Source organism: Rhizobium leguminosarum bv. trifolii WSM2297 (assembly GCF_000271845.1).
In genome coordinates this window covers 729,967-750,979 of the sequence record NZ_JH719393.1, presented here as the reverse complement: position 1 = coordinate 750,979, position 21,013 = coordinate 729,967, and the positions used below count along the sequence as shown (strand labels likewise).

At 59.9% G+C, this 21,013-nt stretch carries 20 protein-coding genes; 19 read left to right on the top strand and 1 reads right to left on the bottom strand.

The features are described from left to right. Positions 1-16 precede the first annotated feature (16 nt). From RLEG4DRAFT_RS07305 to RLEG4DRAFT_RS07295, 3 genes are all read left to right on the top strand, one after another. Positions 17-1,450 (top strand): NAD-dependent succinate-semialdehyde dehydrogenase, encoded by a 1,434-nt coding sequence (locus tag RLEG4DRAFT_RS07305; protein WP_003576508.1) that lies wholly within the window; start codon positions 17-19, stop codon positions 1,448-1,450. A 69-nt stretch (positions 1,451-1,519) separates the two neighbouring features. Next, positions 1,520-2,584 (top strand): phosphotransferase, encoded by a 1,065-nt coding sequence (locus tag RLEG4DRAFT_RS07300; protein ID WP_003576507.1) that lies wholly within the window; start codon positions 1,520-1,522, stop codon positions 2,582-2,584. Positions 2,585-2,628: 44 nt separating this feature from the next. Further along, positions 2,629-3,951: an aspartate aminotransferase family protein gene (locus tag RLEG4DRAFT_RS07295; protein ID WP_003576505.1), complete on the top strand. Its 1,323-nt coding sequence runs from the start codon at positions 2,629-2,631 to the stop codon at positions 3,949-3,951. A 100-nt stretch (positions 3,952-4,051) separates the two neighbouring features. Here RLEG4DRAFT_RS07295 and RLEG4DRAFT_RS07290 read toward each other — a convergent pair whose 3' ends face one another. Continuing rightward, complete coding sequence (locus tag RLEG4DRAFT_RS07290) at positions 4,052-5,161, bottom strand: substrate-binding domain-containing protein (RefSeq protein WP_051040883.1); 1,110 nt, start codon at positions 5,159-5,161, stop codon at positions 4,052-4,054. 135 nt (positions 5,162-5,296) lie between these two features. On the opposite strand from RLEG4DRAFT_RS07290, the gene RLEG4DRAFT_RS07285 reads away from it, so the two are divergent. The 16 genes from RLEG4DRAFT_RS07285 to RLEG4DRAFT_RS07210 all read left to right on the top strand — a co-directional run bounded on the left by RLEG4DRAFT_RS07285 (position 5,297) and on the right by RLEG4DRAFT_RS07210 (position 21,006). Beyond that, positions 5,297-6,331, top strand: coding sequence for a Gfo/Idh/MocA family protein (locus RLEG4DRAFT_RS07285; RefSeq protein ID WP_003576500.1), 1,035 nt, complete (start codon positions 5,297-5,299; stop codon positions 6,329-6,331). An 11-nt stretch (positions 6,332-6,342) separates the two neighbouring features. Then, positions 6,343-7,242, top strand: a complete 900-nt coding sequence (locus tag RLEG4DRAFT_RS07280; protein ID WP_003576497.1) for a sugar phosphate isomerase/epimerase family protein — start codon at positions 6,343-6,345, stop codon at positions 7,240-7,242. Between the two features lie 103 nt (positions 7,243-7,345). After that, positions 7,346-8,608 (top strand): ABC transporter substrate-binding protein, encoded by a 1,263-nt coding sequence (locus RLEG4DRAFT_RS07275; RefSeq protein WP_003576493.1) that lies wholly within the window; start codon positions 7,346-7,348, stop codon positions 8,606-8,608. 66 nt (positions 8,609-8,674) lie between these two features. After that, positions 8,675-9,583 carry a carbohydrate ABC transporter permease gene (locus RLEG4DRAFT_RS07270; protein WP_003576492.1) on the top strand — a complete coding sequence of 303 codons (909 nt, stop codon included), beginning with the start codon at positions 8,675-8,677 and terminating at the stop codon, positions 9,581-9,583. Positions 9,584-9,586: 3 nt separating this feature from the next. After that, positions 9,587-10,474 carry a carbohydrate ABC transporter permease gene (locus RLEG4DRAFT_RS07265; protein ID WP_003576489.1) on the top strand — a complete coding sequence of 296 codons (888 nt, stop codon included), beginning with the start codon at positions 9,587-9,589 and terminating at the stop codon, positions 10,472-10,474. Positions 10,475-10,535: 61 nt separating this feature from the next. After that, complete coding sequence (locus RLEG4DRAFT_RS07260; RefSeq protein WP_003576487.1) at positions 10,536-11,612, top strand: ABC transporter ATP-binding protein; 1,077 nt, start codon at positions 10,536-10,538, stop codon at positions 11,610-11,612. Between the two features lie 255 nt (positions 11,613-11,867). Continuing rightward, on the top strand, positions 11,868-12,890 hold the full coding sequence (locus RLEG4DRAFT_RS07255; RefSeq protein ID WP_003576486.1) for a LacI family DNA-binding transcriptional regulator: 1,023 nt from the start codon (positions 11,868-11,870) through the stop codon (positions 12,888-12,890). Positions 12,891-12,928: 38 nt separating this feature from the next. After that, positions 12,929-13,882 (top strand): ABC transporter substrate-binding protein, encoded by a 954-nt coding sequence (locus RLEG4DRAFT_RS07250; RefSeq protein ID WP_003576483.1) that lies wholly within the window; start codon positions 12,929-12,931, stop codon positions 13,880-13,882. Then, positions 13,879-14,700, top strand: coding sequence for an ATP-binding cassette domain-containing protein (locus RLEG4DRAFT_RS07245; RefSeq protein WP_003576481.1), 822 nt, complete (start codon positions 13,879-13,881; stop codon positions 14,698-14,700). Before RLEG4DRAFT_RS07250 ends, RLEG4DRAFT_RS07245 begins: the two co-directional genes overlap by 4 nt. Further along, positions 14,697-15,701: an ABC transporter permease gene (locus RLEG4DRAFT_RS07240; RefSeq protein ID WP_003576479.1), complete on the top strand. Its 1,005-nt coding sequence runs from the start codon at positions 14,697-14,699 to the stop codon at positions 15,699-15,701. The genes RLEG4DRAFT_RS07245 and RLEG4DRAFT_RS07240 overlap by 4 nt, the downstream gene beginning before the upstream one ends. Positions 15,702-15,705: 4 nt before the next feature. Next, on the top strand, positions 15,706-16,785 hold the full coding sequence (locus RLEG4DRAFT_RS07235; protein WP_003576477.1) for a phosphotriesterase family protein: 1,080 nt from the start codon (positions 15,706-15,708) through the stop codon (positions 16,783-16,785). A 37-nt stretch (positions 16,786-16,822) separates the two neighbouring features. Then, complete coding sequence (locus RLEG4DRAFT_RS07230) at positions 16,823-17,596, top strand: glutamine amidotransferase (RefSeq protein ID WP_003576475.1); 774 nt, start codon at positions 16,823-16,825, stop codon at positions 17,594-17,596. Positions 17,597-17,631: 35 nt separating this feature from the next. Further along, positions 17,632-18,474, top strand: coding sequence for a BtpA/SgcQ family protein (locus RLEG4DRAFT_RS07225; protein WP_003576473.1), 843 nt, complete (start codon positions 17,632-17,634; stop codon positions 18,472-18,474). A 2-nt stretch (positions 18,475-18,476) separates the two neighbouring features. Continuing rightward, entirely contained in the window at positions 18,477-19,124 is a 648-nt protein-coding gene (locus tag RLEG4DRAFT_RS07220) for a TenA family protein (RefSeq protein WP_003576471.1), read from the top strand. Positions 19,125-19,148: 24 nt separating this feature from the next. Continuing rightward, positions 19,149-20,042, top strand: a complete 894-nt coding sequence (locus tag RLEG4DRAFT_RS07215; RefSeq protein WP_003576468.1) for a ribokinase — start codon at positions 19,149-19,151, stop codon at positions 20,040-20,042. Positions 20,043-20,172: 130 nt separating this feature from the next. After that, positions 20,173-21,006, top strand: coding sequence for an inositol monophosphatase family protein (locus tag RLEG4DRAFT_RS07210; RefSeq protein WP_003576466.1), 834 nt, complete (start codon positions 20,173-20,175; stop codon positions 21,004-21,006). The last annotated feature ends 7 nt before the right edge of the window (positions 21,007-21,013 follow it).

The following is a 21,013-nucleotide window of genomic DNA, read 5'->3' as shown; positions in this document are numbered from 1 at the left end:
AGCAATGGAGAGTGACATGTCGGGATATCCGGATACCCAACTTTACATCAATGGCCTGTGGCGGGACGGCTCGAACGATCACCTCACCATCGTCAATCCCGCTTCGGGCGAGGTCATCGGCCGCGTCTCGAACGCGAGCAGCAGTGATCTCGACGAAGCGCTTGCGGCGGCGGCTGCCGGCTTTGAACAGTGGCGGCATGTAAGTGCCTTCGAGCGGTCAAAGCTCATGCGCCGAGCTGCCGAGATCCTTCGCGACCGTTCGGCGGCGATCTCGATAATGATGACGCTGGAGCAGGGCAAGCCGCTGGCAGAGTCCAAAGCGGAAACGGCGGGGGCCGCCGACATTATCGATTGGTTTGCCGAAGAGGCTCGCCGTAGCTACGGCCGCCTCATCCCCCCGAGAGCGACCAATGTCAGACAAATGGTTGTCAAGGAGCCTGTCGGTCCGGCGGCCGCCTTCAGTCCCTGGAATTTCCCATTGAATCAGGCGGTGCGGAAAGTCTCGGCAGCCCTTGCAGCTGGCTGCTCAATGATATTGAAAGGGCCGGAGGAGACGCCGGCAAGCTGCGCCGAACTTGTTCGCGCCTTCGCCGACGCCGGGCTGCCAGCGGGCGTCCTCAATCTGGTTTTCGGAATTCCGGCCGATATTTCAAATCACCTCATCCCGCATCCCGTCATCCGCAAAATCTCCTTTACGGGATCGACCCCGGTTGGGAAGCATTTGGCTTCGCTCGCTGGCGCCCACATGAAGCGCGTCACGATGGAACTCGGCGGCCATGCGCCGGCACTCGTTTTCGATGATGCCGATATCGATCTTGCGGTCAGACTATTGGCTGGTGCGAAGTTTCGAAATGCCGGGCAAGTCTGCGTGGCTCCCACGCGGTTCCTCATCCAGGAACGCGTTTTTGAAAAATTCCTCGACGGCTTCATCAAGGCGGCCGAGGCAGTGAATGTCGGCGATGGATTGAGCGACGGCACGACAATGGGACCGTTGGCCAACGCGCGAAGGGTCGAAGCGATGGAAGCGCTGACCGCTGACGCGGTGATGCGCGGCGCGAGGATTGCAACCGGCGGCAAACGGATCTGCAATCTCGGCAACTTCTTCCAGCCAACGGTTCTGACCGACGTTCCACAAGACGCGCGCGTGATGAACGAAGAACCCTTCGGTCCGATGGCGATCGTCAGCGCATTTTCGGATTACGGTTCTGCCATTGCCGAAGCCAACCGCCTGCCATACGGGCTGGCGGCTTATGCTTACACGACTTCCGCGAAGACGAGCGCCGACCTTGCCCGCGACATCGAAAGCGGCATGCTTTCTATCAACCACCACGGACTGGCGCTCCCCGAGCTGCCATTCGGCGGCATCAAAGATTCCGGTTACGGCTCGGAGGGCGGGGCCGAGGCGATGGAAAGTTACTTCAATACAAAGCTAGTGACCGAAGCGACATAATCCGATTTTGCGCGCAGAGGGCCCGGAGAAAACATCAAGAGACGTACCTAAAATAGGTGGAAGGGTACAATGTCAGCGTCAAAAAAAAATCCTAAAACAGGTGTGCTCGGCGCCGAACTGGAAACTGCTTCTGTCCCGGTGCCGTGTGACAAAGCGCAACAAATTGCGTGCGACCATTATGGCCTTTCTGGTCGCGCAACATGGCTGTGGGGCGAGAAGGACAGTAATTTTCGCCTGATGCTCGAGGATGGCACGGCCTATCTTTTAAAAATTCTCAATCCTGCAGAGGATCCTCTTGTTACCTCCATGCACAGCTTAGCGCTCTTACATGTGGAGGAAGTGGATCCGGGAATTCCGACCCAGCGTATCATTCACACACGTGACGGTGCCGCGGATTTTCGCTTTGTGGCGGACGACGGCAGCGAACGCGGCGTACGTATGGTCACGTTCGCGCCGGGCGTTGCTCAACGGATTGCGCCACAGTCTCCTTTGCAGCGCCGGCGGGTTGGGGCAATGCTCGGGCGTTTGCAAAAAGCCTTGAAGAGCTTTTCACATGAGGCCGCATCGCATCGCATCACCTGGGATTTGAAACATGCGGTAGGGATGCGTGAGGTTCTGCCGACATTTTCTGATGTCCATCAGCGAACACGCCTCGAAAATGCGATCAGCGAGTTCGAGGAGGCGATCGTGCCTATCATGAACACGCTGGATGCCCAAGTCATCCACAACGACTTCAACATGGAAAACATCCTTGTCGATACGACAATGCCGGATACGATCACCGGCATCATTGATTTTGGCGACATGGTGCACGCTCCGACGCTTTTCGACGTGGGTGTCGCTGCTGCCTATCAGATCGGGGATGAATCTGATCCGATAGGAGCGATGTGCGATCTTATCGGGGGATATCGCATCGAATGTGCCCTGTCCGATGCCGAAATCCTCCTCATCTACAAGGCAGCGGTCATGCGGTTGGTGATGCGGCTTTGTATTCCGAGATGGCGCGCAGGGCTGTTCCCCCAGCACGCTCAGCGCCTGACTGCGCAAACTGCGAGCGTTTGGGCGCAGTTGGCACGCCTTGACGCAATTCCAAGAACCGTCGCTATCGAAAGACTGCGCCAAGCCAATCGGTGATCAAAAGCATGAAGAAAAACGTTTCCCACAAACCGAGCGCACCAATGGTCAACGGGTTCGACTCGGCACGGCTCGGCAGCCTGCCGGAACGAGAGCGCAAGATGATCGAGCGCCGACAGATGTTACTCGGATCGTCGTATCGGCTCTTCTATGAAAATCCAGTCCATATCACCAAGGCCAAGGGCGTATGGTTATGTGGACCGGACGGAGAAGCCTATCTCGACGCCTATAATAACGTGCCGTCGGTCGGTCATTGCCACCCGCACGTTGTGGAGGCAATAAGTTACCAGGCATCGCAACTCAATACTCATACACGCTATCTGAACGAGCAAATCCTCTCCTACTCAGAAAGGCTTTTGGCGACATTTCCGGCCGAACTCGACCGTGTCATGTACACCTGCACTGGAAGCGAGGCGGTCGATCTAGCCCTCCGGTTGGCCCGCCATTATACAGGTGGTACCGGTATCATCATTACGGAGAACGCCTATCATGGCGTTACGGCCTCGGCGGCGGAAATCTCGCCGTTGCTTGGGGACAGCGTACCCCTTGGTCAGCATGTTCTGACAGTGCCGGCGCCCGACACTTATCGCGCCAATGATCGCGATGTCGGCGCGGCATTGGCAGACGACGTCACTAAAGCGATCGGCCACATGCGCCGCCGGGGTATCACGCCAGCCGCCTTTATCGCCGATAGCATCTTTTCTTCGGATGGCGTTTTTGCCGATCCGCCCGGTTTCCTCAAACCCGTCGTGGATGTCCTGAAAAAAGCTGGCGTGCTTTATATCGCTGACGAGGTGCAGCCCGGCTTCGGGCGAATAGGCACAAACATGTGGGGTTTTGCGCGTCACGAAGTCGTCCCGGACATTGCAGTGACCGGCAAGCCGATGGGTAACGGAATGCCAATCGCAGCGGCCATTATGAAGTCGGACATCCAGGAGAGTTTCGGCCGAGGTATACGTTACTTCAACACATTTGGGGCCAACAACGTTTCTTTGGCTGCTGCCTCGGCTGTACTTGACGTTATCGAGAACGAAAATCTTATGCAAAATGCGCGCAAGACAGGGGACTACCTGCGCGCAGGAATGAAGAGCCTGAAAGAGACCTTCGCTTCGATTGGAGATGTACGAGGGAGCGGTTTGTTTCTCGGATTGGAGTTTGTACGCAATCAAAACAGCCGCGAGCCAGATAGCGCCCTCGCGCTGAAAGTTGTTAGCGAGCTTCGTGATCGGCGTGTGTTGATAAGTGCCTCAGGACTGAATGGCAATGTTCTCAAAATTCGGCCGCCGCTCCCCTTCTCTCGCGAAAATGCTGACATGCTGCTCAACGCATTGCAGGATGCCCTTGTCGAAATAGAACGCGAGGGCTGAGGATGGCGGCTCTGCTGCAAAAATATTGAGACCGGTAACTTCTCTGGGGTCATGCGGCGGATGTTCCTTTGTGTCGAGATTTCACCCAACTTTCGTTTCGTCATGACTTGCTTGAAGCCGATATCGCAAGTTCGTCAACGGCATCTTTCGGGGCGCAAGCCGGTTGGTCAGACCACGCCCACACCTGAAACGCATCGCTTTCACCCGGCGTCAACTCAAGCGGCCAGACGATGTTGCGGCCCTCATCAGGATAGAACTCCTGATAGGCCAGCATGTTAGCGAGAAGCATCCGGCCGAGAGTGGCGCCGAGGTCATAGAGCGACATGCGAAAGCAGCTGAGTGAGGGCTGCAGGAATCGTGCACGCGGAGCGTCGCGGAAGCCGATCACCGCGATGTCGCGGCCAGGTATCACACCCGATTCCATCAGCCGGCGGTAGAGGCCGATTGCCATCAATTCGTAGATCAGGATCACTGCCGTCGGCCGCTCTTCCAGCAGCAGCAATTCATGCGCCGCCTGATAGCCGCCCTGTTCGCTCGACTTGACACGAATGACGAGCGAAGGGTCGAAAGTGATATCGTGCCGCTCGAGCGCGCGGCGATAACTTTCGAGAAAGACATAGCCGAGATTGACCTCGCTCGACGGCGCGGTGATGGCGATCCGAAGGTGACCGCGCGCGACCAGGCGTGCGACAGCACGGTCGGCGACACCTTCGAAATCGAGATCGATCCAGGGGAAATTGCCTGGGGAAAGGCTGCGGCCGACCGCAATGAAGGGGATTTTTGCCCGCGACAAAAGATCGATGCGCCGGTCTAAACGCTGCGTATTGGAGATGATCATCGCATCGACGATACGGCGAGCGACGATCCGTTTCAGATATTCGTGCGGATCCTCATCGCTCGGGCAGGGCAGCATGACCAGATCGAGCTTGTGGCGGGCAAACACACTTTGCAAGCCGCTGGTGACGCCGATGAAGAAGTTGTCGGCATTTTCGACCGCCTCCGTGCTGGATTCGATCATTAGCCCGATGACTTTCGTCTCTCCCTGCCTGAGACTCCGTCCCGACTGGTTGGCGACGTAGCCCAGTTCCTCGGCTGCGGCCAGAACGCGCCGGCGGGTTTCCTCGTTGACATCGGGCTTGCCGTTTAGCGCCCGGGAGACCGTGCCGATTGAAATATCCAGGTGTTCGGCAAGCTGGCGAATCCCCTTCATCGGCTGCGTTTTCCCTCCCATCAGCAATTTCGCATTTGGCGTCTCTTGACATCGCAAAATGTTTCCGCCAACATTCGTAAACGTTTACGGAGTGCGTGTCACGAGGAGAGTTGACACCATTCCCCGGAGGAAATCGTGAAATTCAGTGCCATTCTGTGCGGGTGCGGAGCTATGTCCAAAGGTTGGTTGCGAGCCATCGCTTCCAACCCTCAACTGGCTGATGCCATCACCGTCGTCGGCCTCGTCGACCTGAACCGGGAGACGGCGGAAAAGCTCGCCGCCGAGTTCGGTCTTGAAGGCGCCGTCATCGGCTCGGATCTGTCCGAGGTCATCGCCGCCACCAGGGCCGATCTGGTCTTCGACATCGTCATTCCGGCGGCCCGTTACGACGTCGTTTCGACGGCGCTGAAAGCCGGCTGCCATGTGCTCAGCGAAAAGCCGATGGCCGCCTCGCTTGCTGAGGGCGCGGCGCTGATCGATCTTGCCACCGAGACCGGCCGCATCCACGCCGTCATCCAGAACCGACGCTTCATCTCGGGCGTCAGGCGCCTGCGCCGCTTCGTCGACAGCGGCGCGATCGGCGAACTCACCGGCATCCATTGCGACTTTTTCCTGGCGCCGCATTTCGGCGGCTTCCGCGAAGGGATGGACAACGTTCTGCTTCTCGACATGGCGATCCACACCTTCGATGCGGCCCGCTACGTAGCCGACCGGAAGCCACTCGCCGTCTATTGCGTCGAGCGCAATCCGAAGGGCTCCTGGTACAGGCACGGGGCCTCGGCCAATGCAATCTTCGAATTTTCCGACGATGTCGTCTTTACCTATCGCGGCTCCTGGTGCGCCGAAGGCGAGCGCACCAGCTGGGAAAGCCAGTGGCGGCTTGTCGGCTCGAAGGGCATGCTCACCTGGGACGGCGAAGAGAATTTCAAGGCGGCCGTCGGCGGCGAGGAGCCCGGTCTTTTGCGCGGCTCCGCTGTCGTAGACGTTCCCGGCCCGGAACATGACGAGCAGACCCATGGGCACGCCAGCGTCATTGCCGATTTTATCGAAGCGATCCGCACCGGCAAACAGCCGGAAACGGTCAATTCCGACAATATCAGAAGCCTTGCCATGGTCTTCGGCGCGATCGAAAGCGCCAAGACCGGCCGGCGCATCGAAATTTCAGCATAGGATGACGTGACGTGAGCAACCCCGCAAAATCCATTCGCATCGGCACCATGGTCAGTGGCAACAACGGCGATGCAGCAACCCGCATCGGCGAGATCGCCGGCATGGGCTTCGAAAGCTTCGAACCCTTCTTCTGGCAGACGACCAAGGGCCAGAACCTTGCCGAACTCGGCAAGCGCTGCCTCGATGCGATCGGCGACCGCGACATCACCATCTCGACGCTCGGCATGTTCGGCAATCCGCTGGAAGAGAACGCAATCGACCTGGAGACGCTGCAGGGATGGAAGGATTGCATCGACAACGCCCATCATTTCGGCGCCACCTGCGTTGCCGGCTTCACCGGCCGCATCCGAGGCAAGCCGCTGACCGACAGCCTGCCGCGCTACAAGCAAATCTGGAGCGAGCTTGCCAAACGCGCTGCCGACAAGGGCATTAAGATCGCCTTCGAGAATTGCGCCATGGACGGCAACTGGGCAAGCGGCGACTGGAACATCGCCCACAATCCCGATGCCTGGGAACTGATCTTCAACGAGACGCCTGACGAGAATATCGGCCTGGAGTGGGAACCCTGCCATCAGATGGTTTATCTGATCGACCCTTTACCGCAGATCCGCAAATGGGCGCACAAATTCTTCCACGTTCACGGCAAGGACGCGACCATCCGCTGGGAGGTCATTAAGGAACACGGCATCTTCGGCAAGGAGAAGTTCGTCTTCATGCGCACGCCGGGCTTCGGGGACAGCAACTGGACCGACATCATTTCCGAACTGCGCCTCGCCGGCTGGTCCGGCTCGATCGACATCGAAGGTTGGCACGACCCGGTCTATCGCGATGCGCTCGAAATGACTGGTCAGGTTCACGGGCTCAACTATTTGAAGAAATGCCGGGGCGGAGATTTCGTTGTTGATCCCTGATCGACCGCCTAGGGTAGGGCGCCGCCGGGCTGGGAGGCCCGACTGCGCCATGACTGACTAACTTGGTCTTTTCGCGGCGCAGCCGCTTTTTTGGGAGGAAAGCATGAAAAGAATTGCAAGACTGGCGCTAGCGCTCGGCACGGCGATGCTGATGACATCGACCGTCCATGCCGAACAGAAGACATTCAAGATCTGGTGGTTCGAGGAGCCGACCACGGCTCAGGGCATTGTCTGGAAGAAAGCGCTCGAAGAGTTCCAGACGAAACATCCGGATATCACCGTCAGCTTCGAGCAGAAGACCTTTCAGCAGTTGCAGGCCTCAGGCGGCATGATCCTCAATTCCGATCAGGCCCCCGACGTGCTCGAGTACAACAAGGGCAATGCGACCGCCGGCTTGGTTGCAAGCCAGGGATTGCTGACCAATCTGGATGACTATGTGAAGAAGGAAGGCTGGGACAAGATCCTTAACGAAGGCGATTTTGTCCTAAGCCGTTATGACGAAAAGGGCATCTATGGCTCCGGCCCTGTTTGGGGCGTCTCAGTCTTCGGCGAATATGTTTCGTGCTTCTACAACATTGACATGTTCGAAAAGGCAGGCCTCAAGCCGCCGACGACGCTCGAAGAGTGGGTCGCTGGCATGGAAGCCTTCAAGCAGAAGGGTCTCACGCCTCTCGCGCTCGGCGCCATCGACACCAGTGGCCAGCACTTGCTTGCCTCTCTCGCCTATACCAAGGCCGATGACGCCTGGGTCCAGAATTATCAGGGTTTGAAGGCCCCCCTCGACGGCGCGCCCTATCTCTATGCGGCGCAGACATTGGTCGACTGGGTCGGCAAGGGCTACATCAACAAGGACTCCACGGGCATGAAGGACCCGGACGCGGCTCTGCTCTTTACCTCCGGCAAGGCGCCGATGTACGTCTCTGGCACGTGGAATCTCGGCACGTTCGCGTCGACCATCAAGGACTTCAAGTGGGGCCAGTTCGTCATTCCGACGCCGAAATATTCGGTCGGCTCGACTGGCAATCTCTGGGTCGTTCCCAAGGGTAGCAAGAATCCGGATCTCGCCGCAGAGTGGATCAGCCTGACCTTGTCGCCGAAGTACCAAGCTGAACTCGGCAATGCCGGCGGCGTGCCGATTGCCGCTGATCTTTCCGCCATCACCAACCCCATCGGCAAGAACGCCGCAGCGGTTTTCAAGCAGATCTCTGACAAAAGCGGCCTCGGCTTCTATCCTGACTGGCCGGTCCCCGGCTACTACGACGTGCTCAATCAGAAAGACACCGGTCTCTTCCAGGGCAGTCTGACTGCCGAACAATTCGTCGAACAGATCAAGCAGGTTTACGACGACGCGCAGGAAAATCAGTAGCGCGACCCTGAATGCTGGGCTGCGCCTCTGGCGCAGCCCCTTATGGGAGGCTGAAGGAAGAATGATATGGCCATATCCAGCCAGCGATGGAGCGACGGTTCACCAAGCTATAGCCTTTACCTCATCCCGGGGGCGATCGGCTTCATTCTAATCGTGCTCATACCGCAGCTTGCTAATCTCGGGCTGAGCTTCACGGCATGGAAAGGCGTTGGCACGCCGCGACCGGTCGGTCTGCAGAACTATTCTCGCCTGCTTACGGACGACCAATTCTGGGGATCGATGTATCACACGCTGCTGTTCATCGTCTCGATGACCGTGATACCGGTGTGCATCGGCCTGGTGCTGGCCGCTCTGCTGTTCGACTACGTCAGGGACCAGTTCGGGGAATGGGTCTCGAGCTTCTTCAGGGCCGGTTTTTACTTGCCGCAGATTCTGCCCGTAACGGTCGCGGGCGTCCTCTGGGGTTGGATTCTCAATCCCGTCGGTGTCATCAACATCACGCTAAAGTCCATCGGCCTTGATAATCTGGCCCAGAACTGGATCGGCGATGCGACATACGCGCTTGCCGCCGTCTCGCTCGTCATAGTCTGGATACAGGTCGGCTATTGTCTGGTGGTTTTCATGGCTGGTCTTTCGCGCATCGACCCTTCTCTCTACGAGGCTGCCGAGCTCGATGGGGCAAACTGGTGGAGCCGGCTGGTGACGATCACCATTCCACTTCTGGCGCCGGAGATTTTCGTCGTTGTGCTGACCACGCTGATCGCCGCGCTTAAAGTGTTTGCGCCAATCTTTGTCATCACCGCGGGCGGCCCCGACAATTCCACCCTGGTGCCATCCTATCTGACTTACTACCACTTCTTCACAACGCAACGCGTCGGCTATGCTGCAGCCATCGCGGTCGTGCAAACAACTCTGACGATCGGTTTGGCTGTGATTTTTCTACGCTTCCAGAGCCAACAGGAGGCGAAGGAATAGTTCATGGCTTACTCAGTTCTCAGCGATGGTACGACCAAGACAAGGGCGACGGCGGCAGCCGATCGCGCGCGACGCGATCCGATGCGGTGGGTGGTGCTGGCCATCCTTATTCTACTCCTCGCCTTGACGCTCTTTCCGTTTTTCCTTGCTCTGCTCAACGCCGTCAAGGCGAGCGCCGAATACGCAGTCGGCGGACCGCTTTCAATTCCTCGGTCGATCGATCTCACGGCGATCGAGAAATTCTGGACGGTGTCTGATTTCAGTCGCAAGCTGCTCAACAGCCTAGTGATCAGTCTCGGTGTGTCGGTGTTGGGGGTACTGATAAGCCTGTTCAACGCCTATGCGATCGGGGTCGGCAAGGTGCCGGGTTCACGCGTGATTTTGGTGGTCTTTCTTCTCGGCATCATGGTGCCGCAGGAGTCCATCATCTACCCGCTTTACTACATGGCGAAAGCGAGCGGCCTCTACGATACGCAGCTTTCCGTGATCATCATTTTCGCGGTCCTGCAAAGCGCCTTCGGGACTTACCTGCTCTCGACCGTGCTGAGTACCTTTCCCAAGGAAATCCTCGAAGCGGCGGAGATGGATGGCTCGACCCACTGGAAAACGCTGTGGTTCGTCGTCGTCCCGATGCTGAGGCCGACGCTCATGGTCCTGGGAACCTTCTTTTTCATCTGGACTTGGAACGAATTCTTGATCCCGCTCGTCATGCTGGTGTCCAACAACAACCAGACAGTCTCGGTCGCCATGGGCCTGACCCGCGGTCAGAACATGTCGGACCCGGTGCTGCAGGCCTCGGCGGCTTTCCTGGGTATAATACCGACCGTGATCTTCTTCTTGATCTTCCAGCGCACGCTAACGCGCGGCATCGCCGCCGGAGCAGTCAAATGACCATGTCTTTCACGCTTAGCTATCTCATCGGTCCCGGCTGGGGACCAGCAAGGTTTTCGGTATGAGCCAGGACATCCAAATCGAACTCTTGGGCATCGAGAAGCACTACGGCGCCTTTCACGCGCTTAAGAACGTCAACCTTTCAATTCCCAAGGGCACGTTCGTGGCGCTGGTCGGTCCGTCCGGATGCGGCAAGTCCACGTTGCTCCGTTCGCTTGCCGGGCTGGAAAAAATTACCGGCGGCACGCTGAAGATTGCCGGCAAGGTGATGAACGACGTGCCGCCGCGGTCGCGCGATATCGCCATGGTTTTTCAAAGTTACGCCCTCTATCCGCATATGACGGTGGAACAGAACCTGACCTATTCGCTAAAAATGCACGGCGTCCCTAAAGCTGAGGCAAAACAGAAAGCCGAGGAAGTCGCTGTCATCACCGGTCTTTCCCGGCTGCTCGACCGTTATCCGCGCCAGCTTTCCGGAGGCCAGCGCCAGCGCGTCGCCATGGGCCGCGCCATTATCCGCAACCCCCAGGCCTTCCTGTTCGACGAGCCGCTTTCCAACCTTGATGCCGCGCTGCGGGTCTCGATGCGCAAGGAAATCCGGTCCTTGCACGACCGGCTGGGCGCCACCTTCGTCTACGTTACCCATGATCAGGTCGAAGCGATGACCATGGCCGACCATGTGGTGGTGATGCGCGATGGCATCATCGAACAACAGGGCGCGCCGCTCGAACTCTACGACCGGCCAGCCAACCGGTTCGTTGCCGGTTTCATCGGTTCGCCGGCAATGAATTTCATTCCCGCGATCGCCGCGGAAGACGGCAAGAGCCTGATCCTGGATTTCGGGGCGGTGAAGCAGAAGCTTCCAATATCGCGCGCCTTAGAGCCCGGGCGCAAGCTCGTTGCCGGCATCCGGCCGGAGCATATCAGCGTCGTCGCACCTGGAGAGGGCAGTTTCGACGTGCTGATCGCCTTCGTCGAATCGACCGGCTCGTCGACCTTCATTGTCGCGGAGACCCAGCCGGAGCTGACCATCGTCGAGACCCGCCGCGACAGGGTCAAGGCGGGAGACATGATCGGAGTTTCGGTCGATCCGGACCAGATCCATCTCTTCGACGCGTCGACGGACCACGTCATATAAAGGCACCCAAGCAGTCTGTCCGCTTGCATTGTCACAAATCGAACCGGTTGACGCCTTCGAGCCAAATCTCAAAAAAGCACCATCGGCGGCAGGCTGCGTGACAAGCTCGAGCCAACGATCGCCTGAGGGCCGTCGGTCGAGCCTCGATCGGCTAAGAAAACCATAGCCCGTATATTCATCGCTGTTGACAAACGCCCGCAATCGATATTGTCTTGTAAAGCGCTTTACTAAACCGCTTTACAATAGGTCCAGTCGATGGCCAGGGGAACGACACCAAGCTTGAAGGACGTTGCGGCGGCGGCCGGTGTGTCGGTTACCACCGTCTCCCGTTTCGTCAACGGCAGCCTTGATCTTCCCTTTCAGACCAAGAAACGCATCGAGGATGCGATCAAGACGCTGAACTACCGGCCAAACCCGCATGCGCGCCGCTTAAGCCGGGGGCGCTCGGACACAATCGGCCTCGTCGTTCCCGATATCGCCAACCCGTTCTTCGCGACCCTCGTCGCCGCCGTGGAGCAATCGGCCGATGAAAAGAAGCTCGCCGTCTCATTGCATGCCACCCTCAACCGGCCGGGACGCGAGATCGAATATCTGCAGCTGATCGAACGCAATCACGTCGACGGCCTGATCTTCGTCACCAACCATCCTGATGACGGCGCGCTTGCCGCACTCATTAACGGCACCGGCAAGGTCATCATCGTCGATGAGGACATTCCCGATTCGAAGGCGCCGAAGCTGTTCTGCGACAATGAACAGGGTGGTTATCTCGCTGGGGAGCACCTGGCCGCGCAGGGCCACAGCCATGTCCTGTTCATCGGCGGCGACGAGCGTATGATCAGCGCTCGCAGGCGTTATGATGGCCTGCTGAAGGCGCTCAGGGAACGGCATGGTGGCGGGGCCCGAGCCGACCGCTATGCCGGCGAATATACGATCGAATACGGCCGTTCCGCTGCGCTCGACTACCTCTCAGGCGATCGAAAAGCGACCGCGATCTTCGCCAGCTCCGACGAGATCGCCATCGGGCTGGTCGAGGTCTTCAGAAGCCAAGGCGTCTCGATCCCCGATGACATCTCGGTCATCGGCTTCGACGATGTCGGTCCGCTTCATCTTTTTGCGCCGCCGCTAACGGCCATCCGCCAGCCGGTGCGCCAGATCGGGCGGCGGTCGCTGGAGCTGCTTCTGGAAACCAATTGGTACGAGTGGAAGCCATCCGCGTCTGAGGAACTGGTGCCTGTCGAAATCGTGGTGCGGAACTCCGTTGCGCCGCCTGCGAAATAACAATCCGCAACGTCAAAAAACCAAAAGAGGATGAGAACATGACACTGAATTTGACAAGACGGACGATAATCGCAGCCGCCGGCTTCACGGCATTGACCTTCATTGGCCTGTCCGGCGCTCAGGCGGAGGAAAAGAAGACCGTCGCACTGGTGCAAATCAACCAGCAGGCGCTTTTCTTCAACCAGATGAATGAGGGCGCCCAGAAGGCGGCCGACGCCGCCGGCGTCAAGCTGGTGATCTTCAATGCCAACAACGAAACGACCGCGCAGAACAGCGCCATCGAAACCTACGTCCAGGAAAAGGTCTCCGGCCTGGCCGTCGTGGCGATCGACGTCAACGGCATCATGCCGGCGGTCAAACAGGCGGCCGATGCCGGTATTCCTGTAGTCGCCATCGATGCCATCCTGCCGGAAGGCCCGCAGAAGGCGCAGATCGGCGTGGACAATGCCGCGGCCGGCGCCGACATGGGCAAATACTTTCTCGACTACGTCAAGGCGAACATGGGCGGTAAGGCCAAGCTCGGCGTCGTCGGCGCGCTGAACTCCTTCATCCAGAACATCCGCCAGGACGGCTTCGAGAAGACGCTCAAGGGCGTCGACGGCATCGAGACGGCCGGCGTCGTCGACGGCCAGAACATCCAGGACAACGCCCTTGCGGCGGCTGAAAACCTGATAACCGCCAATCCCGATCTGACCGCGATCTACGCCACCGGCGAACCGGCCTTGATGGGCGCGATCGCCGCCGTCCAGAGCCAGGGCAAGCAGGACAAGATCAAGGTGTTCGGTTGGGATCTGACTGCCGAAGCCATTGCCGGCATCGATGCCGGCTTCGTCGTCGCCGTCGTCCAGCAGGATCCAGCTGCCATGGGCGCTGCCGCCGTCGACGCGCTCGTTAAGGCCTCGGCTGGCGAGGCCGTCACCAAGACGATCTCGGTGCCGATCACCATCGTCACCAAGGAGAATGTCGAGCCGTACCGGGCCGTCTTCAAATGATCGGCAACGGACAGCATGATATCGCTGTCGCCCGTTCCGGAGGGGTTGCGCCCTCCGGAACAGGAACACCCGGCAGCACCCGATCCGATCCGCGTATCTCGCTGCGCGGTATCCGCAAGTCCTTCGGGTCGCACCAGGCCCTGCGCGGCGTCGATCTAGACATCTTCCCCGGCGAGTGCCTGGGCCTCGTCGGCGACAACGCCGCCGGAAAATCGACCCTGACGAAAATCATCTCGGGAACCTACATTCCCGATGGCGGAACGATCACCATGGAAGGCGAGGAGGTCCGTTTCTCCGGCCCTGCGGATGCTCGCGGCAGGAACATTGAAATGGTGTTCCAGGATCTCAGCCTCTGCGACCATATCGATGTCGTCGGCAATCTCTTCCTCGGCCGCGAGCTCAGCCGCGGGCCGTTTCTCGACACGAGGACGATGCTGTCCGAAGCCCGCAAGATGCTGGATTCGCTTGAGATACGCATCCCGAGGCTGACCGGCAAGGTCGCCCAGCTCTCCGGCGGGCAGCGCCAGGCGATCGCGATCGCACGCGCCGCCTCCTTCAAGCCGAAGGTGCTGATCATGGACGAGCCGACATCGGCGCTCGCGGTAGCCGAGGTCGAAGCGGTTCTCGCATTGATCAACCGCGTCAAGGCAAACGGGGTTTCAGTGATCCTCATTACTCACCGGCTTCAGGACCTATTCAGGGTCTGCGACCGCATTGCGGTGATGTACGAGGGCACGAAAGTGGCCGAGCGGCAGATCGGCAGCACCAACCTCGAGGATCTGGTCCATCTGATCGTCGGCGAAGGAGCCAGGCAATGACGGCTTACACGGAACGCGGCCACGGCTCTCGCGCCGCCGATTTCCTCGGCGAACATGCGCAGGTCCTGTCGATCGCCATCTTCTTCCTGGCCTGCATGATCTTCTTCTCGGTCGGCAGCGAGACCTTCTTCACGCTCGGCAATATCCTGAACATTGTCCGCCAGGCTGCCCCGATCCTGATCGTCGCCATCGCCATGACCTTCGTCATCATCACCGGCGGCATCGATTTGTCGGTCGGCTCGCAGGTCGCGCTCGTCAATGCCGTCGCGGCGATCGTCATGGCGATGGGGATTCCGTGGCCGTCCGTCGTTATCGGCATGATCGTGCTCGGCGCCTTCATGGGGCTGGTCCAGGGCTGGTTCGTTGCCTATCAAGGCATTCCGGCCTTCATCGTGACGCTCGCCGGCTTGTCGATCCTGCGCGGTCTGGCGCTCTACCTGACCCAGGGCTATTCCATCCCGATCAAGGATGCGCCCGGTTTCTTCGCGCTCGGCCGGGGCGAAATCCTGAGCTTCCCAATCCCGGCGATCATCGCCCTCGTCATCGCCGTTCTCGGCTATGTCGTCATCATCGCGACGAAATACGGCAGGCAGGTCGTGGCGGTCGGCTCCAACATGGAAGCGGCGCGGCGTGTCGGCATGCCGGCCAAATGGATCATCGCCTCGGTCTACATCATCTCCGGCATCGCCTGCGCGGTCGCTGGCCTGCTGATCGCCGCCAGACTCGGCTCCGGCTCGTCCAATGCCGCCGTTGGTTTCGAGTTGCAGGTGATCGCGGCGGTGGTGCTCGGCGGAACATCGTTGATGGGCGGGCGAGGCACTATCCTCGGCACCGTACTCGGCACGCTGACCATCGCCGTCATCGGCAATGGCCTGATCCTGATGCACATATCGCCCTTCTTCACCCAGATCGTCACCGGCGCCATCATTCTCGTCGCCATCTGGCTGAACACGCGCATCTTCACGGCCAATTTCCGTTTCGGGCTGAGCAGGAAAGGATGAGCCGATGAGCGAACCGACAGCAGAGCGCCTGTCCGAGGCGCATGTCCGCTCTGGCAGGGTGATGACTGTGACCGGCCCCGTTTCGGCGGATGCGCTCGGCGTTACGCTGATGCACGAGCATATCCTCAATGACTGCCGTTGCTGGTGGCATGCGCCGAAGACGCCGGAGCGGCAATATCTGGCAGAAAGCTTCGTCTGCATGGAGATCCTCGGCGAACTTCGACAGGATCCCTTCGTCAACAAGCACAATATCACGCTCGACGACGAACATCTGGCGATCTGCGAACTCAAGGATTTCGCCACGGCGGGCGGCCGCACGGTGGTGGAGCCGACCTGCAAGGGCATCGGCCGCGATCCGCTGGCGCTCCAGCGCATCTCGAAAGCATCCGGTCTCAACATCGTGATGGGGGCGGGCTATTACCTCAGCTCCTCACATCCGGAAAGCGTCGCCGCAATGAGCGTCGATGACATCGCCGGGGAAATCGTCCGCGAGGCAAGGGAAGGCGTTGACGGTACCGGCGTCAGGATCGGCCTGATCGGCGAGATCGGCGTCTCCTCGGATTTCACCGCCGAGGAGGAGAAGTCGCTGCGCGGTGCTGCACGGGCGCAGGTGCTGACCGGGCTTCCCCTGATGGTGCATCTGCCGGGCTGGTTCCGTCTTGGCCACCGCGTGCTCGACGTGGTGGCCGAAGAGGGGGCGGATCTCCGCCACACCGTCCTTTGCCACATGAATCCGTCGCATGACGACATTGCCTATCAGAGCGAGCTTGCCGAGCGTGGCGCCTTCATCGAATACGACATGATTGGCATGGATTTCTTCTATGCCGATCAGCAGGTGCAGTGCCCGAGCGACGAGGAGGCCGCGCGCGCGATCGTGCGCCTGATCGAGGCCGGCTATCTCGACCGGATTCTTCTGTCGCACGACGTCTTTTTGAAGATGATGCTGACGCATTACGGCGGCAACGGCTACGCCTATATCATTCGCCACTTCCTTCCCCGTCTTCAGCGGCACGGCCTCGACAGGACGGCTCTCGACGAGATGATGCGCAGCAATCCGCGCCGCGTCTTTCATGCCGGAGCCTAGCTCCATCCATTCAATCGATCACAGGTAAACGCAGACCATGACAAAAAAAATCCTCCTTGTCGGCGAGAGCTGGGTCAGCTCCGCCACGCATTACAAAGGCTTCGATCAGTTCGGCAGCGTCACCTTCCATCTCGGCGCCGAACCGCTGGTCAAGGCGCTCGCTGGCAGCGCCTTCGAGCTCACCTATATGCCGGCGCATGAGGCAGTAGAGAAATTCCCCTTCGAGATGGCGGGGCTCGACGCCTATGACGCCATCATTCTCTCCGATATCGGCGCCAACTCGCTGCTGTTGCCGCCGGATGTATGGCTGCATTCGCGCACGGTGCCGAACCGCCTGAAGCTTCTGAAGGTGTGGGTGGAGAAGGGCGGCGGCCTCCTGATGGTCGGGGGATATTTCTCCTTCCAGGGCATCGACGGCAAGGCGCGTTGGCGGCGCACTCCGGTCGAAGACACGCTGCCCGTCACGTGCCTTCCTTATGATGACCGCATCGAAATTCCCGAGGGAACTGTTGCCGAGGTGGTGAAGCCGGAGCATCCGACGATGAAGGACCTCGAAGGTGCCTGGCCGATGCTTCTCGGCGTCAACGAGGTCGAGCCACGAAACCGCGCGGATGTCGAGGTTGTCGCGCGCTTGCCGGAGGATCAGGGCGGCCATCCGCTGCTGGTCGTCGGCAGGCACGGTGCCGGCCGCACGGCGGCCTGGACATCGGACATCGGCCCGCACTGGCTCTCGCCTGCTTTCTGCGAATGGGAAGGCTACGGCCGGCTCTGGAAAAACATCCTCGGTTGGCTCACCGAAAAGCAGGCATGATTCTACCTCGCGGCAGGAATTGGAAAGGGAATGACATGCAGGAAATTTCGGACAGGCCGTCCAACGCCATTAGGGACATTTTCGGCAGGGACAGGGTTCTGATCGGCATGATCCATTGCCCGGCCTTTCCAGGCGCGCCGCGTTACAGGGGTGCGGCAATGGATGCGATCTACGATGCGTGCATGCGTGACGCCGAAGCCTGCGTGGAAGGCGGCCTGCATGGGCTGATCATCGAAAACCACGGCGACGTACCATTCTCGAAGCCCGAAGATATCGGCCCGGAAACGACAGGTTTCATGTCTGTCGTCTCCGACCGGATCGCGCGCGTGGCCGGCGTTCCGCTCGGCATCAACGTGCTGGCCAATGCGCCGATTCCAGCCTTCGCCATTGCCATGGCAGGTGGGGCCAAATTCATCCGCGTCAATCAATGGGCCAATGCCTATGTCGCCAACGAAGGCTTCATGGAGGGCAGGGCGGCTGAAGCCATGCGATACCGCTCGTTGCTGAGAGCCGAGCACATCAAGGTCTTCGCCGACAGCCACGTCAAACATGGAAGCCACGCCATCGTCGCCGACCGCTCGATCCAGGAACTGACGCGCGATCTCGCCTTCTTCGATGCCGATGGCGTCATCGCCACCGGCCAGCGGACCGGCAATTCGGCAACGATGGAGGAGATCGAGGAAATCGGCGCGGCCACACATCTGCCGCTGCTCGTTGGCTCCGGCGTCAACAAGGACAATATCGTCGATATTCTCAGCCGTACCAATGGCGTCATCGTCGCGTCCTCGCTGAAACATGGCGGCGTCTGGTGGAACCCTGTCGATATCGAGCGCGTGCGCGCCTTCCGCGCCGCAGCCGAACCGGGTCTGAAGGGCTGAGCATGGCGACGGAAAGCCTTTCGGCCCGCATCCTACGCGAAAACGACGCCGTCCTTGGAGCGATGCTCAGCCACCGCTTCGTCGAGGACGTCCAAAACGATAGGCTGACAAAGGCGGCCTTCGAGCGTTATCTCGTCTTTGAGGGCGCTTTTGTCGACAGCGCCATCTCGATCTTCGCCTATGCGGCGGCGACCGCCAAGACGATGGCGCAGAAACGCTGGCTGATCGCAGTTCTCGACACACTTGCAAACGAACAGATCGCCTATTTCGAACGCACCTTCGCCAGCCGCGGAATCGATCCCTCGTCGTTCGATACCGGAATTCCTAGGGTCGAGGCATTCCGCGCCGGCATGCTGGAGATCGCCCGGCGGGGCGGTTTCCTCGATATTGTGGCAGCGATGTTTGCAGCCGAGTGGATGTATTGGACATGGTCGAAAGAAGCAGCCAGCCGCCCGATCAGCGATCCGCTGCTGAAGGAATGGGTCGACCTGCATGTCGAGCCGGGCTTCGCCGCCCAGGCGCAATGGTTGAAAAATGAACTCGACGTTGCAGGAGAAATGCTGGAAGAGGATGAAAAGGCGCGATTGAGCGCGATCTTCGGCCAGGCGTTGCACCTTGAGATCGATTTTCACGATGCGCCTTACCTTTAGCGTCAGCCTTGCGAAAGTGGATGCATGCGCGCCTACATAGTCGGCAACATCGCCATTGACGAAACCATCGCTGTTTCCGACCTTCCCGTGATCGGTGCCTCCATCCTCGGCAATCCCGGTGGCAGCGATCTCGGCGGCAAGGGCACGAACCAGGCGGTCGTCATGGCCCGTTGCGGCGTGCCGACAACGCTGGTGGCGCCTGTCGGCAGGGATGTGAGAGCCGATGCGATCCGCCGCTGCCTCGCGGAGGAACCGCTTCAGAGCGAACTGATCGAGATAGAAGATGCATCAAGCGACGTCTCGATCATCTTCCGGCTGCCGCGCGGCGAAAACGCCATCGTCACGACGACGGAATCGGCGCAAAGCCTGTGCCTGTCCCAAGTTAGGCGAATTCTGTCGACGGCCGGTCCCGGCGATCTCATGATGCTGCAGGGCAATCTGTCCGACCGGACGACCCGCGACATCCTCGAGCATGCAAGAGCGATCGGCATGGTCACTGCCTTCAATCCCTCGCCGGTGCGCTCCTATTTCTCCGATCTCTGGGCGCTGATCGACATTGCCTTTCTCAACAAAGGTGAGGCGCAGACCCTGACGGGAACGACAGGCAGGGACGCCGCTGAATATCTCCTGAGCCGGGGCCTGCGCGAGGTCGTCCTGACCCTCGGCGGCGACGGCGCGATGCTTGTGAACCAGCGCGATAGCATTGAAGTGCCCGCCCGCGCCTGCCATGTGGTCGATACAACAGGTGCAGGCGATACGTTTATGGCCGTCGCTCTGGCATCCTGCGCGCTACGCGGGCAGCGCTTGGACAGGCCAGCTATCGAACACGCCGCGGCCGCCGCCGCCATCACCGTCTCCCGACACGGGACGACAAAGGCGTTTCCGACCATTTTAGAGCTTGAAGCGATTCTGAAATAGCCTGTATGGCGTCGATCGTCAGATCATTGTTGCCGAGGCTGAAGCAGCTTCACAAAATCATCATCAGCGTCTGCCAAGGGATTGGCTCGACACGATTCGCCCGCCACACTGCAGCATCCGGATTTTCTTCATGGCATCCTCCCCGATATCAGCGCGTCTTTCCCCGACTGTGTCGTCCCGCCTCGTCGTGCTTGCCGAGACCGTATTGAAGGCGGGCGAAACCGCCCGCCGCTCGCTGCGCCGGCGAACGTCTCAGGAAATGCTCGCCAAAGCGCCGCGCGACTATCAGACCGAGATCGATGTCGCCGTCGAGCGGATCATCGTCGATGAAATGACCAAGGCCTTCCCGGATTATGCCATCCAGGGCGAGGAAGCCGTCGGCAACCGCACCGCGGGACCGGACACGCCGATCATCTACATCGACCCGATCGACGGCACCACCAACTATGCCTGGGGCCTCCCGCATTTCGGCATGACGATCGCGATCGGCGAAGGCGGCAGGCTTGTCGCCGGCGTCGTCTATGACGCCATGCAGGACGAGTTGTTCAGCGCCGAGCTCGGCGGCGGCGCCTATCTCAACGGCGAACGCATCCGCTGCGCCGATGTCGGCGACATCGAGAACGTGCTGGTCGGCGCCGGTCTGCCGATCCCCGGCCAGGTCAAGGCGGTTGCGGAAGAAACCTATTTCGATGCCATCAAACGCCTGATGGCCAATACGGCGGGCGTGCGCCGCCTCGGCTCGGCGGCGTTGTCGATCGCCTATGTCGCCTGCGGCCGGCTGGACGGATTTTTCGAGGACGGGCTGTCGATCCATGATTTCGGCGCCTCGGCGCTGATGGTCGAAGAGGCGGGCGGCATCGTTACCCGTTTCTCCGGCGCCGAAGTCGAGGGGAAGGGCGATATTCTCGCCGCCAGCAAGGCACTGCATCCCTGGCTGCAGCAAGGTTTCCGGACCAAGGCGTGAGCCGGCG

Coding starts and splice junctions, on each gene's coding strand:
- RLEG4DRAFT_RS07225 (WP_003576473.1), top strand. CDS start 17,632: ATGCAGGAAATTTCGGACAGGCCGTCCAACGCCATTAGGGACATTTTC.
- RLEG4DRAFT_RS07235 (WP_003576477.1), top strand. CDS start 15,706: ATGAGCGAACCGACAGCAGAGCGCCTGTCCGAGGCGCATGTCCGCTCT.
- RLEG4DRAFT_RS07300 (WP_003576507.1), top strand. CDS start 1,520: ATGTCAGCGTCAAAAAAAAATCCTAAAACAGGTGTGCTCGGCGCCGAA.
- RLEG4DRAFT_RS07240 (WP_003576479.1), top strand. CDS start 14,697: ATGACGGCTTACACGGAACGCGGCCACGGCTCTCGCGCCGCCGATTTC.
- RLEG4DRAFT_RS07295 (WP_003576505.1), top strand. CDS start 2,629: ATGGTCAACGGGTTCGACTCGGCACGGCTCGGCAGCCTGCCGGAACGA.
- RLEG4DRAFT_RS07230 (WP_003576475.1), top strand. CDS start 16,823: ATGACAAAAAAAATCCTCCTTGTCGGCGAGAGCTGGGTCAGCTCCGCC.
- RLEG4DRAFT_RS07290 (WP_051040883.1), bottom strand. CDS start 5,161: ATGAAGGGGATTCGCCAGCTTGCCGAACACCTGGATATTTCAATCGGC.
- RLEG4DRAFT_RS07275 (WP_003576493.1), top strand. CDS start 7,346: ATGAAAAGAATTGCAAGACTGGCGCTAGCGCTCGGCACGGCGATGCTG.
- RLEG4DRAFT_RS07220 (WP_003576471.1), top strand. CDS start 18,477: ATGGCGACGGAAAGCCTTTCGGCCCGCATCCTACGCGAAAACGACGCC.
- RLEG4DRAFT_RS07260 (WP_003576487.1), top strand. CDS start 10,536: ATGAGCCAGGACATCCAAATCGAACTCTTGGGCATCGAGAAGCACTAC.
- RLEG4DRAFT_RS07215 (WP_003576468.1), top strand. CDS start 19,149: ATGCGCGCCTACATAGTCGGCAACATCGCCATTGACGAAACCATCGCT.
- RLEG4DRAFT_RS07245 (WP_003576481.1), top strand. CDS start 13,879: ATGATCGGCAACGGACAGCATGATATCGCTGTCGCCCGTTCCGGAGGG.
- RLEG4DRAFT_RS07265 (WP_003576489.1), top strand. CDS start 9,587: ATGGCTTACTCAGTTCTCAGCGATGGTACGACCAAGACAAGGGCGACG.
- RLEG4DRAFT_RS07255 (WP_003576486.1), top strand. CDS start 11,868: ATGGCCAGGGGAACGACACCAAGCTTGAAGGACGTTGCGGCGGCGGCC.
- RLEG4DRAFT_RS07210 (WP_003576466.1), top strand. CDS start 20,173: ATGGCATCCTCCCCGATATCAGCGCGTCTTTCCCCGACTGTGTCGTCC.
- RLEG4DRAFT_RS07270 (WP_003576492.1), top strand. CDS start 8,675: ATGGCCATATCCAGCCAGCGATGGAGCGACGGTTCACCAAGCTATAGC.
- RLEG4DRAFT_RS07305 (WP_003576508.1), top strand. CDS start 17: ATGTCGGGATATCCGGATACCCAACTTTACATCAATGGCCTGTGGCGG.
- RLEG4DRAFT_RS07250 (WP_003576483.1), top strand. CDS start 12,929: ATGACACTGAATTTGACAAGACGGACGATAATCGCAGCCGCCGGCTTC.